Origin of the sequence: Novosphingobium sp., assembly GCF_031424035.1 — a bacterium.
In the GTDB taxonomy this organism is placed as follows: domain Bacteria; phylum Pseudomonadota; class Alphaproteobacteria; order Sphingomonadales; family Sphingomonadaceae; genus Novosphingobium.
Genome location: NZ_JANPGP010000075.1, coordinates 1 through 13074, shown reverse-complemented (window position 1 = coordinate 13074; position 13074 = coordinate 1). Strand labels below are relative to the sequence as shown.

Here is a 13074-nt window from a genome sequence, read left to right as displayed (position 1 = left end):
GGCGGCATAACGTTTGATCAACCATGCGATTGTGCTATGCTAGTAGGCCTGCATTGCGCAGGCACATTGCCGGGGTGCGGCTGCTTTCCGTAAGGGAAAAGGCCCGATTCGGCACCGAATTTGTTGGGGCGTGTGCGGCTATGGCCGCTTGCGTCATTCGGCTATTCGGCTTGACCTGCGCCAAACTTCTTGCTTTTGGCGCGCGATATTTTTTCTGCGACGGTTCCTGTCGGGGCCGCTCTGCGTCGCTCGGAAGGATCGAGACATAATGAAGCCCATCAAGGTCGCCATGATTGGCGTCGGCAACTGTGCCAGTTCACTGGTTCAGGGCGTTGAATACTACCGCAACAACAACAGCTCGCAGGGTCTGATCCATGATCGGATCGGCGGCTATGGCGCGGGCGATGTCGATTTCGTTCTCGGCATCGATGTTGACGCACGCAAGGTTGGCAAGGACATTGCCGAAGCCATCTTCGAAATGCCGAACAACACCAAGGTGTTCCAGCAGTCGGTTCCCGCCACCGGCACGAAGGTCATCATGGGCAAGGTGTCGGACGGCGTCGCTCCGCACATGACCACGGTTGGCGAAAAAGGCTTCATCGTTGCCAACGATACCGAAGCCACGCACGACAGCATTGTGCAGGCGATCAAGGATTCGGGCGCTGAAGTGCTCGTCAACTTCCTGCCCGTCGGTTCGCAGGAAGCCACCGAGTTCTACATGAACTGCGCGCTTGAAGCCGGCGTTGCCGTCGTCAACTGCATGCCGGTGTTCATCGCCAGCCGCCCTGAATGGGAAGCGAAGTTCCGCGCCAAGAACCTGCCGATCGTCGGCGACGACATCAAGGCGCAGGTCGGTGCAACCATCGTTCACCGCGTCCTGTCCAGCCTGTTCGCCGCCCGCGGCGTCACGGTGGAGCGGACTTACCAGCTCAACACTGGTGGCAACACCGACTTCATGAACATGCTCGATCGCCAGCGTCTGGGTTCCAAGAAGGAATCGAAGACCGAAGCAGTGCAGGCGATGCTCGCCCAGCGCCTTGCTGACGAGAACATCCACGTCGGCCCGTCGGACTATGTTCCCTGGCAGAAGGACAACAAGCTTTGCTTCCTGCGCCTTGAAGGCCTGCAGTGGGGCAACGTGCCGATGGAGCTGGAACTTCGCCTTTCGGTCGAAGACAGCCCGAACTCGGCAGCTTGCGTCATGGACGCGATCCGCTGCGCCAAGGTCGCTCTCGAGCGTGGTGAAGGCGGTGCCCTGATCGGCCCGTCGGCCTATTTCTGCAAGCACCCGCCGCAGCAGTTCAACGACGATCTGGCTGCCCAGATGGTTGAAGAATACATCGCTGATCCGGCCATCGCTGCCGAGTAATCGCGCAACCAAAGACACAAGAACGGCGCCGGGCATTTCCGGCGCCGTTTTCGTTTACGAAAGAGACGCATCGATGGACGCCGTGATCATCGCCGCCGGGTTCGGCAGCCGCCTGCGCGACATTTCCGAATCCAAGCCGCTGACCTCCGTCGCCGGCAAGCCGCTGATCGAACTCGGCGTGCGGCAGGCTGCGGCGGCTGGCGCGGGCAAGGTCGTTGTCGTCACCGGACACGAAGCCGATCGGGTCGAGGCCTATCTGCCGCAGCTCGCGCGGGAAGCCGGAATTGTCATCGAGGCGCAGCGGGTCGACGATTGGTCGCAGCCCAACGGCTTTTCGGTCATGGCCGGTGCGTCACGCGTGGAGGGCGATTTCCTGTTGATGATGGCCGACCACATTTTTGCCGCACCGGTGCTAGCCGGGCTGGCAAAAGTCGGCGGGGCAGACCGGGGTGTAACGCTCGGCATTGACCGGCGCACCTCCAGTCCGCTGATCGATCCGGACGATGCAACCTGGGTGAAGACCGATGACTGCGGCTTCATCACCGCGATCGGCAAGACCATCCCGGACTACGACGCGGTCGATTGCGGCGCATTCCTTGCCACGCAGGAATTGCCCGCCGCGATTGCCGCGGCGATTGCCGAGGGCAAGTCGGGCAGCCTGTCGGACGGCATGCAGTGGCTCGCCGACCGGGGCCGCGCGGCGACGCATGACATCGGCAGCGATGAGCGCGCCTCGTGGTGGCTCGACGTCGACGATCCGCGCGCGCATGAACTGGCCGAGGCGCAGGCCCCGGCCATGCTCTCCGAAATCTACGGCTGATCCGCCCCTATCAGGGGTACTTCATGTGGATCCGGGTGATCAGACCGGCCTTGGGAATGTTCAGTCGCACCGAACTGAACGAGGGCAGGCTCATGAGCGTCGCCGGGTTGTTGGTGAAGCCGAACCCTTCGGTCGGCAGGCCAATGCCCGAACGGTCGATTTTGCCGTTGCCGTTCTCGTCATGGTACAGCGCGATGGCATAGACGCCCGGGTTCGGAACGAAGATGCAGCCGCGCGTGGTCCCGGCGCTGGCATCGACGAAGCCGACGTAGAGCGAACCCTTCTTGGCGAGGAATCGCTTGGAAACGTCGGGATAAAGCGTGATCGCCAGCTTGCCGTTGCCGTTGCGTAGGCCGTCGGCAATGACCGTTACCCAGTGATTGCTGGGCGTGCCCGTGCAACCCGCAGGGGCCGCCTGGGCCAAAGCAGGCTGCGCGGTTACAGCGGCAAGGGCGAGCGCGATTGCCGCGCGAAGGGAAGTCGAAATGGCCATGGTCGTTCGTCCTGAACTCCAGAAAAAGTGGGCTTTGATGTCGGAGGGAAACGTCAGGTGCGCCAGATGTCGGCACCAGACACGGCTGCTATCAGTCGCTTTGTCCCCTGTAGAATGCGATTCGTCGCGTTAATGGCGGCTGAATTTGACCAAATTGGGACAGACCCGTCTCATTTCGCCCCTAATTTCGCAACCACTTAGCCAAACCGCCCCGCACAATCCAGTAGGGGGACACCGCAGGGGTACTGTTCGAGGCGCCTGGCTGACCCAAAAATCGCATATCTAGTGTGGAAAAGCACCCAGCCTTGCTTGCCGCCCCTAGATAGGGCGTTAAGGCCAGTGTGCAGTATGGCTGCACCTCTGATTTCCCCTTCGATCCTCTCGGCTGACTTCTCGCGGCTTGGCGAGGAAGTGCGCGCGATTGATGCGGCGGGCGCTGACTGGATCCATGTCGACGTCATGGACGGCCATTTCGTGCCGAACATCACGATCGGTCCGATGGTGGTCAAGGCGCTGCGCCCGCACTCGGCCAAGACCTTTGACGTCCACCTGATGATCTCGCCGGTCGACGCCTATGTCGAGGCTTTTGCCGATGCCGGCGCGGACATCATCACCTTTCACCCGGAAGCCGGACCGCACGCCCACCGTACGGTCCAGCTGATCAAGTCGCTCGGCAAACGGGCGGGCATTTCGCTCAACCCGGCGACCCCGGCCAAAATGCTCGATTACCTCATTGACGATATCGATCTGGTTCTGGTGATGAGCGTCAACCCCGGCTTCGGCGGGCAGAGCTTCATCACCAGCCAGCTGCGCAAGATCGAGGCGGTGCGCAAGATGATCGACAAGTCGGGCCGCGACATCCGGCTTGAGGTTGATGGCGGGGTCGATCTGGTGACTGCGCCGCAATGCGTTGCCGCCGGTGCCGACGTGCTGGTTGCCGGAACGGCAACTTTCAGGGGCGGGCCGGATCGCTACGCCGCCAACATTGCTGCCCTTAAAGGCGAGGGATAACGCGGTGGATGTCTCTCTCCACAATGCGCCGCTTGCGGCCGGGGACGAGGCAGACGATGATGCGCTGGTCGAAACGCGCAGCGCACTGCCGCTGCCGCGCGGCGTTCGGGAGGATCTGGTGATCAGCAATCCGCAAGAGGACGAAACCGCAGAGGTGCCCCCTTCGGCGCCCGATGCGGTTATCGCGCCGGGACGGATGCTGGCGCTCGCCGATTTCGCGCCGCCGCGGCTCAGCGCGGGCGAGCGGCTGCTGCGCCTGGCCTACAAGATGGGCGTGCCCGGACAGGCGCTGGCGCGTCCGTTTTCCAAGGCGGCGCGCGAGCGGCTGATTGCTTCGGCGGACAACCCGCTGCCCGGTGACAAGGTTGCCGGCACAGCGCTGCGCGCCGGGCACTTCCTGCTGCACGGGGTCAAGCTGCCGGTCAGCCAAGCCGATTTCGGCGGTGTTGCGCGGATGGTTCCGCCGATGGAACGCTATGTCCATTCCTTCGCCTGGCTGGCCGACCTTGAAGCCGCCGCGCCGCGCGAACAGTGCGTGCCGGTGGCCGAACGGATCCTGGGTGCCTGGCTGACCGCCAATCCGAAAGAGCCGAAGAAGCCGGGCAAGGCCGGCCTGTGGACCGTCGACAGCGCCGGCACGCGGCTGCTTTCGTGGCTGGTCCATGCCCCGCTGATCCTGTCAGGCGACAAGACGTTTCGGGCGCGCGCCATGGCGGCGATCACCGGTCACGCGCGCTGGCTCGACCGCCATGTCGAGCGCGGCGAAGACCTGCTCGCGCGGTTTGCCGGCTGGGCCGCGATAACTGCTGCCGGATTGCTGCTGTCCGATGGCAAGCCGCGCCGCCTGTTTGGCGAGGCCGGCATGGTCCGCGCCATTGGCGAAATGGTCGGCGATGACGGCGGCGTCCTTTCGCGCAGTCCCTTGGCGCAGATCGAGGCGATCGAGCTGCTGGTGCGGCTGGGTGCCTGCTACAAGGCCGTGGGCCGCGAACCGCCCGAGGCGATCGCGGCGATGCTGGCCATGCTGGTGCCGCCGCTGCTGGCGCTGACGCACGGCGATGGTTCGCTGGGCTCGTGGCAGGGCGGCTGGGCGATCGGGGCAGACCAGATTTCCCGCCTGATCGAGGCCAGCGGTGCCCGCACCCGTCCACTGCGCGATGTCCGCCAGTGGGGCTATCAGCGGGCGCTCGCCGGCAAGAGTGTGCTCCAGTTCGATACGGCACCGCCGCCAATGGCACGCCACGCCCGCACCGGCTGCGCATCGACGCTGGCCTTCGAATTCAGCCATGCCGGACACCGCCTGATCGTCAATTGCGGCGGCGCGGCTGCCGCTGGTGGCCTGATCCCGGCGCGGCTCGACGCTGGCCTGCGCGCCACGGCGGCCCATTCGACGCTGGTGCTCGACGATTCGAATTCCACCGCCGTGCTGATCAACGGCAAGATCGGCGCGGGCGTCAATCAGGTCGATGTCGAACGCCGGATGCTTGAGGGCGAACGCGGCTCCGGAGCGACCCGCATCGAGGCGAGCCATGACGGCTATGCCTCGCGCTATGGCCTGCTGCACCGGCGCATCCTGATCCTGCGCGACGATGGCACCGAACTGCGCGGCGAGGACTTGCTGGTTCCGGCCAAGGGCAAGGGATCGCGCGGCAAGGTGGCCTATGCCATCCGCTTCCACCTGGGCGCGGGCATCGAGGCGCGGCTCAGCGATGACCGGCAGGGCGCGGGCCTTGCCTTGCCCGATGGCTCCTACTGGCAATTCCGCTCTGGTGGCGGCGAAGTGGGGATCGAGGATTCAATCTGGGCCGACAAGCATGGCCGGCCGATTGCCATCCAGCAGCTGGTGGTGCAGGGGCTCGCCTCGCGCGGTGGAGGAAACTTCGCCTGGCTGCTGAAGAAAATGGGGTAGTTTCGAAAATGGGTAATGTGACGATCCGCCGGGCGCTGCTTTCGGTGTCCGACAAGGCCGGGCTGGTGGAACTGGGCCAGGTGCTCAGCCAGCGCGGAGTGGAGCTGGTTTCCACCGGCGGCACGGCAAAGGCGCTGCGCGATGCGGGCCTTGCCGTCATGGACATTTCCGACCTAACCGGATTCCCCGAAATGATGGATGGCCGCGTCAAGACGCTGCACCCCAAGGTCCACGGCGGGCTGCTCGCCGTGCGCGACAATCCCGAGCACGCCGCTGCCATGGCCGAACATGAAATCGGCGCGATCGACCTGGTCGTCGTCAATCTCTATCCGTTCGAGGCCACCGTCGCCAAGGGCGCGGAGCGTGACGAGGTGATCGAGAATATCGACATCGGCGGGCCTTCGATGGTGCGTTCTGCCGCCAAGAACCACGCCTTTGTGACTATCCTCACCGATCCGGCGGACTATGCCGGCCTGCTCGCTGAGCTTGAGGCGCAGGACGGCGCCACGACCTATGACTTCCGCCGCAAGATGGCGGGCAAGGCCTATGCCGCCACTGCCGCCTATGACGCGATGATCAGCCAGTGGTTCGCCTTCGCCGATCAGGGCGAAACTTTTCCCGAAATGCTGGCGATCACCGCCACGCGCCGCGAAGAGCTGCGTTACGGCGAGAACCCGCACCAGCGCGCCGCGCTCTATGTGCCCAAGGGGCCGCATGGGAAGGGCATTGCCCAGGCACGCCAGCTGCAGGGCAAGGAGCTGTCCTACAACAATTACAACGATGCCGACGCCGCGCTGGAACTCTGCGCTGAATTCCGGGGGCAGGACCCGGCGGTGATCATCGTCAAGCACGCCAACCCCTGCGGCGTGGCTCAGGGATCGAGCCTGCTTGAGGCATGGAACGGCGCGCTGCTGTGTGACAGCGTCTCGGCCTTCGGCGGCATCGTCGCGGTCAATGCCAGGCTGGACGGTGCAACGGCCGCGGCAATTTGCGAGATCTTCACTGAAGTCGTCGTCGCCCCCGATGCGGACGATGATGCCATCGCGGCCTTTGCGAAGAAGAAGAACTTGCGTCTGCTGCTCACCGGCGATCTGCCCGATCCGCGCCGCCCCGGCCTTTCGGTGAAGCAGATTACCGGCGGGCTGCTGGTGCAATCGCGCGACAACGGCGCGATCACGCTGGACGACCTCAAGGTGGTGACCAAGCGCCAGCCGACCGATCAGGAACTCAAGGACTGCCTGTTCGCCTGGACGGTTGCGCGGCACGTGAAATCGAACGCCATCGTCTATGCCAAGGACGGGATCACGGCAGGCATCGGCGCGGGCCAGATGAACCGCCGTGACTCTTCGCGCATCGCCGCGATGAAGGCCGCCGAAGCTGCCGAGAAATACGGCTGGGCCCAGAGCCGAGCCTTCGGTTCGGCAGTCGCTTCGGACGCGTTCTTCCCCTTCGCTGACGGCCTGCTGGCTGCCGCTGAAGCGGGCGCGACGGCGGTGATCCAGCCAGGCGGATCGATGCGCGATCAGGAAGTGATCGACGCAGCGGACGCGGCGGGTCTGGCAATGGTCTTCACCGGAATGCGGCACTTCCGGCACTAAGCGGCATCGCTGATCGCGCGGTTCGCCGCAGACGGTTAACGCCTCACCGCAAGCGCACTGGCGCGACTCGATTGTTCACTTCTTGGCAAGCCGCGTTCGCACATGCAGCGAGCACGCAATTCTACGCAGGCGAATCGTTTCATGTCGTTCCTCAAGGCAGACCTCCTCCGCTCGTTCGGCATCGGCTTTCTCGCCGGGTGCGCGGTCCTGTTCATGACGATGGATGCGGATCAGCCTTCCGGTGGCATGGTGCCTTCGGCCGTAGCTGCTCCGGCACGATGACATGAAGCGCCTCGCCGCGCTTCTTGCCCTATCGCTGACCATTTCCGCTTGCCAGCAAGGCGCCGCTGCACCTGCGCGCGAAGCCACCGTCAGTGCGCCATTGCCGGCCCGCAAGGCCAGCGAACCTGCTGGCCTCAAGACAGCCGTTTTCGCCGGCGGCTGCTTCTGGGGCGCTGAAGCCGTATTCAGCCACATGAAGGGCGTGACCAGCGTGGTGTCCGGCTATCACGGTGGTGACAAGCGCAGCGCGACCTATGACAGCGTCTCAACCGGGGTGACCGGTCATGCCGAGGCCGTTCGCGTTACCTATGATCCGGCGCAGGTCCGCTATGACCAACTGCTGCAGGTGTTCTTCTCGGTGATTGCTGACCCGACCCAGCTTAACCGGCAGGGACCAGATGTCGGCTCGCAGTACCGTTCGGCGCTCGTCCCGCTTGGGCCGGAACAACAGGCGACCGCGAGCGCCTACCTTGCCCAGATGAAGGCCTCGCGGCTGTGGCGCGCGCCGATCGTAACGAAGATCGAGGCCAATCGCGGCTTCTTTGCCGCCGAGGGCGAGCATCAGGATTTCGCCGCCCGCAACCCGCAGCACCCCTACATTACCTATTGGGACGTGCCCAAGGTGGCCGCGCTCAAACGGCTTTTCCCGGCGCTGTTCAAGCCGAGCTTCACCCGGGGCTGATTGCACCCTATATAGGCGGCATGAGCGGCCACCATCACCATCACGACGAACACCGGCACGACGAACACCGGCACGACGAGCATCACGGCGAGGATCTTGCCGGGGCTGCGCAGACCGCGTTGCAGGCCGCCGGCGAGCAATGGACCGAAATGCGCGCTGACGTGTTCGCCGCACTGGCCCAGCGCGAAAAGCCGGCATCGGCCTATGACGTGGCCGAAGACGTTTCTAAACTGCGCGGCAAGCGGGTGGCGGCAAACTCGGTCTATCGCATCCTTGACCTGTTCGTGCGCACCAACCTCGCCCGCCGGGTGGAGAGCGCCAATGCCTATGTGGCCAACAGCCACCCGGGCTGCCGGCACGACTGCATCTTCCTGATCTGCGATTCCTGCGGCCGCGCCGTGCATAACGACGATGATCGCCTGACCGATGCGCTGGTGGAGGCCGCGAAATCCGCGGGTTTTGCCGATATCCGACCGGTCGTGGAAGTGCGCGGCATATGTGCCGATTGCAACGAGGGCCAGAACCAATAGGCTGCGCGGCATGAGATCCTTGGGAGAGTGATCATGCCGAACCTGCGATTCCTGTCTGCCCGGTTGATCGTTCCTCTATCCGCGCTGGCCCTCGCCAGTCTGGCTACCAGTGCCCACGCCGCTGAAACGCCCGCTGCCTCCGGCCGCTCGCCGGCGACTTGTGCCAAGGGTGACTTGCCCGAACCCGGCGTGCAAGGCGAAGTGCCTGCGGGGCAAAAGCCCACGTGGAATTGCGGCATCCGCCAGATCGCAGCCTTGCCGCTGACCGGTAGCGTCGCTGGCACCGGCACTTGCGTCTATGTCCGCACGCGCGGGGCAGGCGGCACGCCCGATGAAAGCCGTATCTCGGTGATCGACACCAGCAACCCGGCTCGCCCTCGCGTCGTTGGTGAAACCATCCCGGTGCACAACGGATCGGAATCGCTGCGGCTCGTCGTCACCGGCGAACGCGCGGTGATGGTATCGGGCAGCACGGTGATCGACATTCGCGATTGCCTGAAGCCGCGCGTGCTGGGTGAGATCAAGTGGCCCGATACGACCGTGCCCGGCGTCTCGCGCAAGAACCTGCCGCACGACATCCGGCTCAACCGCGCCGGCACCCGCGTCTATTCCTCGTTCGGCGTCTGGGAAGTCGACATCTCGGACCTCGCCGCGCCGGCGACTTGGAAGATCATCGACCGCCGCTGCGAGATTGCCGAGCAGGTTCCCGGACCTTGGCAGGAAGTGCACCGCCAGGCCAACAAGGCAAAGCGCAGCCTGTGCGACGATGCCACCCGGCCGGCCCCGCGCGGCGCGAACTATGCGATGGGTGGCAGTCCGCTGCAAAGCTCGATGCTCTGGCCGCAATTCTCGCACTCGCTGGATTTCAATGCCGATGACAGCCGCATGTACGTCGGCGACCAAGCTGGCGGGACCAGCGCGCTCTGGGCGCCCGAGCCGAAAGTGCGGATCGTCGATCTCAAGGCGCAGCCAATTCGCGTGATCGGCGAAGCGCCGGGGCCGGGCCACGGGCTCGACTGGTTCCGCTCCGGCGGGCGCGAATATGTGATTCATTCGAACGAGGGTGGGACGAGCGGCATCATGGGCCAACCCGAACGCGGCGATACCTGCCGGCCCTTCCCGCGCCCGACAGCGCTGGGCTGGGGGTTCGAGGCGATCATCACTGACGTCACCGATCCCGCCGCCGCCCGCAACGTCTCGATGGCGCAGATCGCCATCAACCAGCCCGAACACTGCGCCGCGCGCAAGGCATCGGGCCGCGATCCGTGGCTGGCCTATCACCTGATCGACAACCCGATGCAGGCGCGGTTCGCGGCGATCAATTTCGGCGAGGCTGGCCTGCGGATCTATGACATCCGCGATCCGGCGAGGCCCACTGAAGTTGCCTATTTCAACCACGGCGTGCCGGTCCATGCCGGGGTGGGGCATTGGGACGCGGCACGGCGCTTGCTGTTCGTTTCGGACAGCGGCGGCTTCAGGGTGCTGCGCTTCGATCCCGCTGTGTCGAAGCGGCTGGGGCTTTAGAGCCTCAACCGAACTGGGTCAGGCTGAGGCCATTGCCGTCGGGGTCGGAGAACCAGCAGATCTTCGCGCCGCCGCCGGGGGCCTGCCACACGCCGTCTGCGTCCTGATTGAAGCCTTCGAACACGTGGAACGTCACGCCCTTGGCGCTGAGGTCACGCATCACTGCGCGGATGTCGGAAACATGCCAACCGAGCACGGTGTGACCGCTGGGTGTGTGGCCGGGCAGGTCGGTCAGCCGCATCGGGGTGCGGTTCCCCAGGTCAAATGTGACCGCGTGATCATCCTCGCCCAGCAGCTTGAGGCCCAGCACATCAGTGTAGAATGGCTTGGCGCGGGCGCGGTCGGCGGTCAGCACGAAGCATAGCGGGGCAGAGGCGGAGGGGATGCTCATTTTGGGGAATCCTTGGGTACGGCAGTCAATCGACACTGCCTGAATATGGTTGTAAGGCCAAGCGCATGACTGCCAATCCGGCCACACCGCTTCTCGACAATGTCGGTACGCCCGACGAACTTCGCAAGCTCGATTCCGCCCAATTGCGACAATTGGCCGATGAATTGCGCAGCGAGATGATCTCTGCCGTCGGCCAGACCGGCGGACACCTCGGCTCCGGCCTTGGCGTGGTCGAACTGACCGTGGCGATCCATTACGTGTTCAATACGCCCGATGACCGGCTGATCTGGGACGTCGGCCATCAGGCCTATCCGCACAAGATCCTGACCGGCCGGCGTGACCGTATCCGCACGATCCGGCAGGGCGGCGGGCTTTCGGGCTTCACCAAGCGCAGCGAAAGCGAATACGATCCGTTCGGCACGGCGCATAGCTCCACCTCGATTTCGGCAGCGCTCGGCTTTGCCGTGGCGAACAAGCTGGCCGGCACGCCGGGGCGCGGCATCGCGGTGATCGGCGACGGCGCGATGAGCGCGGGCATGGCCTATGAGGCGATGAACAACGCCAAGCAGGCGGGCAACCGGCTGGTCGTGATCCTCAACGACAACGACATGTCGATCGCGCCGCCGGTGGGCGGGCTTTCGGCCTATCTCGCGCGGCTCGTCTCCTCGCAGCCCTTCCTCAAGGTGCGCGACATTGCCCGGCGCATCTCGCGCAGGCTGCCCGAACCGCTGCACAAGGCGGCGCGCAAGACGGACGAATTCACCCGCGGCTGGCTGACCGGCGGCACCCTGTTCGAAGAACTGGGCATGTACTACGTTGGCCCGATCGACGGGCATAACCTCGAACAGCTGGTGCCGATCCTTGAGAACGTGCGCGATGCGGCGGAAGGCCCCTGCCTGATCCATGTCGTGACGCAGAAGGGCAAGGGCTACGCCCCGGCCGAGGCTGCTTCAGACAAGTACCACGGCGTCCAGAAGTTTGACGTAATCACCGGTGAACAGGTGAAAAGCGCCGGCGGCCCGCCGAGCTATACCGGCGTCTTTGCCAATGCCCTGCTGGCTGAGGCGACACGCGACCCCGCGATCTGCGCGATCACCGCCGCCATGCCGAGCGGCACCGGGCTCGACAAGTTCGAGACCGCGTTCCCCGAACGCTACTTCGACGTAGGCATTGCCGAACAGCACGCGGTGACCTTCGCTGCCGGCCTCGCCGCGCAAGGGATGCGGCCCTTCGCGGCGATCTATTCGACCTTCCTGCAGCGCGCCTATGATCAGGTCGTCCATGACGTGGCGATCCAGAACCTGCCGGTGCGCTTTGCCATCGACCGGGCGGGGCTGGTCGGTGCCGACGGCGCAACGCACGCCGGCTCGTTCGACATAACCTACCTTGCCACCCTGCCCAACTTTGTCGTCATGGCGGCGGCGGACGAGGCTGAGCTGGTGCACATGACGCACACCGCCGCGCTTTACGACGACGGCCCGATCGCCTTCCGTTACCCGCGCGGCAACGGCGTCGGCGTGCCGCTTCCTGAAGTTCCGCAGCGTCTCGAGATCGGCAAGGGGCGCGTGGTACGCCACGGCACCAAGATCGCGCTGCTCTCGCTCGGCACGCGTCTGGCGGAAAGCCTGAAGGCGGCGGACCAGCTCGAGGCCAAGGGCCTGTCGACCACGGTCGCCGACCTGCGCTTTGCCAAGCCGCTCGACGAAGACCTGATCCGCAAGCTGATGGCCACGCACGAAGTCGTGGTGACGGTTGAGGAAGGCTCGATCGGCGGCCTCGGCGCTCACGTGCTGACCATGGCCAGCGACGAAGGCATCACCGACAGCGGCCTCAAGATCCGTACCCTGCGCTTGCCGGACGTGTTCCAGGATCACGATTCGCCCGAAAAGCAGTATGATGCCGCGGGGCTGAATGCGCCGCATATCGTTGAGACGGTGCTGAAGGCACTGCGCTGGAATGATGCGGGGGTTGGTGAGGTCAGGGCCTGATCATCAGCCCGGCATTGTCGGCTTTTCGTCGCTTTCGTTGCTAAGCTGCCGTTCCGGACACGACAACATTGCGGAAACTCAGAGGATTGGCCAACCTACAGAACATGACCCTAGAAGAAGCCAATCAAACGCTGCGTTCAGGTGACGGTGAGATCAGACCCATCATCGATTGGCTGCACAATGCGGATGCCACAGTGCTCCTCCCGCTCCTGTTTGACGCAGAGACCCGCACGTCCGTCCTCTATATCGTCTCTGAACTCCCCGCCCGTCGCATACCCGCGCCCCTTCGATCAGCGGTAAGCGAGATGCTGCCACAGCTTGATGGAAGCGAACGTTTGTGGGCTGAGAACGTGCTACGCGATTGTTGCGAGTAAGGTCGGCGTCCGGTTTCCAGGCGATTCCTGTCGTTGCGGCCCTTGCCGATCGATCCTAAAATCCGCCCTTCGTTAACACCATGAACGAACGGCAGCTCGGCTG

At 64.6% G+C, this 13074-nt stretch carries 13 protein-coding genes; 11 read left to right on the top strand and 2 right to left on the bottom strand.

Annotated features, from left to right (window positions below; all coding sequences use genetic code 11):
* The first annotated feature begins 268 nt into the window (after positions 1-268).
* A complete protein-coding gene (locus tag RMO89_RS11565; protein ID WP_310533240.1) occupies positions 269-1369 on the top strand; it encodes an inositol-3-phosphate synthase in 1101 nt (366 codons plus the stop codon).
* Positions 1370-1442: 73 nt separating this feature from the next.
* Entirely contained in the window at positions 1443-2189 is a 747-nt protein-coding gene (locus RMO89_RS11560; RefSeq protein WP_310533239.1) for an NTP transferase domain-containing protein, read from the top strand.
* 10 nt (positions 2190-2199) lie between these two features.
* On the opposite strand, the gene RMO89_RS11555 is transcribed toward RMO89_RS11560, so the two are convergent.
* Positions 2200-2682 (bottom strand): DUF2141 domain-containing protein, encoded by a 483-nt coding sequence (locus RMO89_RS11555; RefSeq protein ID WP_310533238.1) that lies wholly within the window; start codon positions 2680-2682, stop codon positions 2200-2202.
* Positions 2683-3030: 348 nt separating this feature from the next.
* On the opposite strand from RMO89_RS11555, the gene rpe reads away from it, so the two are divergent.
* The 7 genes from rpe to RMO89_RS11520 all read left to right on the top strand — a co-directional run bounded on the left by rpe (position 3031) and on the right by RMO89_RS11520 (position 10218).
* Positions 3031-3693, top strand: a complete 663-nt coding sequence (rpe, locus tag RMO89_RS11550) for a ribulose-phosphate 3-epimerase (RefSeq protein WP_310533236.1) — start codon at positions 3031-3033, stop codon at positions 3691-3693.
* A 4-nt stretch (positions 3694-3697) separates the two neighbouring features.
* Complete coding sequence (locus RMO89_RS11545; protein ID WP_310533234.1) at positions 3698-5602, top strand: heparinase II/III family protein; 1905 nt, start codon at positions 3698-3700, stop codon at positions 5600-5602.
* An 8-nt stretch (positions 5603-5610) separates the two neighbouring features.
* Positions 5611-7200 carry a bifunctional phosphoribosylaminoimidazolecarboxamide formyltransferase/IMP cyclohydrolase gene (purH, locus tag RMO89_RS11540; protein ID WP_310533233.1) on the top strand — a complete coding sequence of 530 codons (1590 nt, stop codon included), beginning with the start codon at positions 5611-5613 and terminating at the stop codon, positions 7198-7200.
* 141 nt (positions 7201-7341) lie between these two features.
* Positions 7342-7482 (top strand): hypothetical protein, encoded by a 141-nt coding sequence (locus RMO89_RS11535; RefSeq protein WP_310533231.1) that lies wholly within the window; start codon positions 7342-7344, stop codon positions 7480-7482.
* Between the two features lies 1 nt (position 7483).
* Positions 7484-8164 (top strand): peptide-methionine (S)-S-oxide reductase MsrA, encoded by a 681-nt coding sequence (gene msrA, locus RMO89_RS11530; RefSeq protein ID WP_310533229.1) that lies wholly within the window; start codon positions 7484-7486, stop codon positions 8162-8164.
* 20 nt (positions 8165-8184) lie between these two features.
* Positions 8185-8694 (top strand): transcriptional repressor, encoded by a 510-nt coding sequence (locus RMO89_RS11525; protein ID WP_310533228.1) that lies wholly within the window; start codon positions 8185-8187, stop codon positions 8692-8694.
* Between the two features lie 33 nt (positions 8695-8727).
* The gene (locus tag RMO89_RS11520) at positions 8728-10218 is read left to right on the top strand and encodes a hypothetical protein (RefSeq protein WP_310533227.1); all 1491 of its coding nucleotides are present in this window, start codon (positions 8728-8730) and stop codon (positions 10216-10218) included.
* Between the two features lie 4 nt (positions 10219-10222).
* On the opposite strand, the gene RMO89_RS11515 is transcribed toward RMO89_RS11520, so the two are convergent.
* A complete protein-coding gene (locus RMO89_RS11515; protein ID WP_310533225.1) occupies positions 10223-10609 on the bottom strand; it encodes a VOC family protein in 387 nt (128 codons plus the stop codon).
* A gap of 65 nt (positions 10610-10674) precedes the next feature.
* Here RMO89_RS11515 and dxs point away from each other — a divergent pair, with 65 nt between their 5' ends.
* The gene (gene dxs, locus RMO89_RS11510) at positions 10675-12597 is read left to right on the top strand and encodes a 1-deoxy-D-xylulose-5-phosphate synthase (protein WP_310533223.1); all 1923 of its coding nucleotides are present in this window, start codon (positions 10675-10677) and stop codon (positions 12595-12597) included.
* Between the two features lie 104 nt (positions 12598-12701).
* The gene (locus RMO89_RS11505; protein ID WP_310533222.1) at positions 12702-12971 is read left to right on the top strand and encodes a hypothetical protein; all 270 of its coding nucleotides are present in this window, start codon (positions 12702-12704) and stop codon (positions 12969-12971) included.
* Positions 12972-13074: the final 103 nt, after the last annotated feature.

Bases quoted from the DNA above. Each gene is read 5' to 3' on its own strand.
- RMO89_RS11565 (WP_310533240.1), top strand. From the start codon at position 269: ATGAAGCCCATCAAGGTCGCCATGATTGGCGTCGGCAACTGTGCCAGT.
- RMO89_RS11560 (WP_310533239.1), top strand. From the start codon at position 1,443: ATGGACGCCGTGATCATCGCCGCCGGGTTCGGCAGCCGCCTGCGCGAC.
- RMO89_RS11555 (WP_310533238.1), bottom strand. From the start codon at position 2,682: ATGGCCATTTCGACTTCCCTTCGCGCGGCAATCGCGCTCGCCCTTGCC.
- rpe (WP_310533236.1), top strand. From the start codon at position 3,031: ATGGCTGCACCTCTGATTTCCCCTTCGATCCTCTCGGCTGACTTCTCG.
- purH (WP_310533233.1), top strand. From the start codon at position 5,611: ATGGGTAATGTGACGATCCGCCGGGCGCTGCTTTCGGTGTCCGACAAG.
- RMO89_RS11535 (WP_310533231.1), top strand. From the start codon at position 7,342: ATGTCGTTCCTCAAGGCAGACCTCCTCCGCTCGTTCGGCATCGGCTTT.
- msrA (WP_310533229.1), top strand. From the start codon at position 7,484: ATGAAGCGCCTCGCCGCGCTTCTTGCCCTATCGCTGACCATTTCCGCT.
- RMO89_RS11525 (WP_310533228.1), top strand. From the start codon at position 8,185: ATGAGCGGCCACCATCACCATCACGACGAACACCGGCACGACGAACAC.
- RMO89_RS11520 (WP_310533227.1), top strand. From the start codon at position 8,728: ATGCCGAACCTGCGATTCCTGTCTGCCCGGTTGATCGTTCCTCTATCC.
- RMO89_RS11515 (WP_310533225.1), bottom strand. From the start codon at position 10,609: ATGAGCATCCCCTCCGCCTCTGCCCCGCTATGCTTCGTGCTGACCGCC.
- dxs (WP_310533223.1), top strand. From the start codon at position 10,675: ATGACTGCCAATCCGGCCACACCGCTTCTCGACAATGTCGGTACGCCC.
- RMO89_RS11505 (WP_310533222.1), top strand. From the start codon at position 12,702: ATGACCCTAGAAGAAGCCAATCAAACGCTGCGTTCAGGTGACGGTGAG.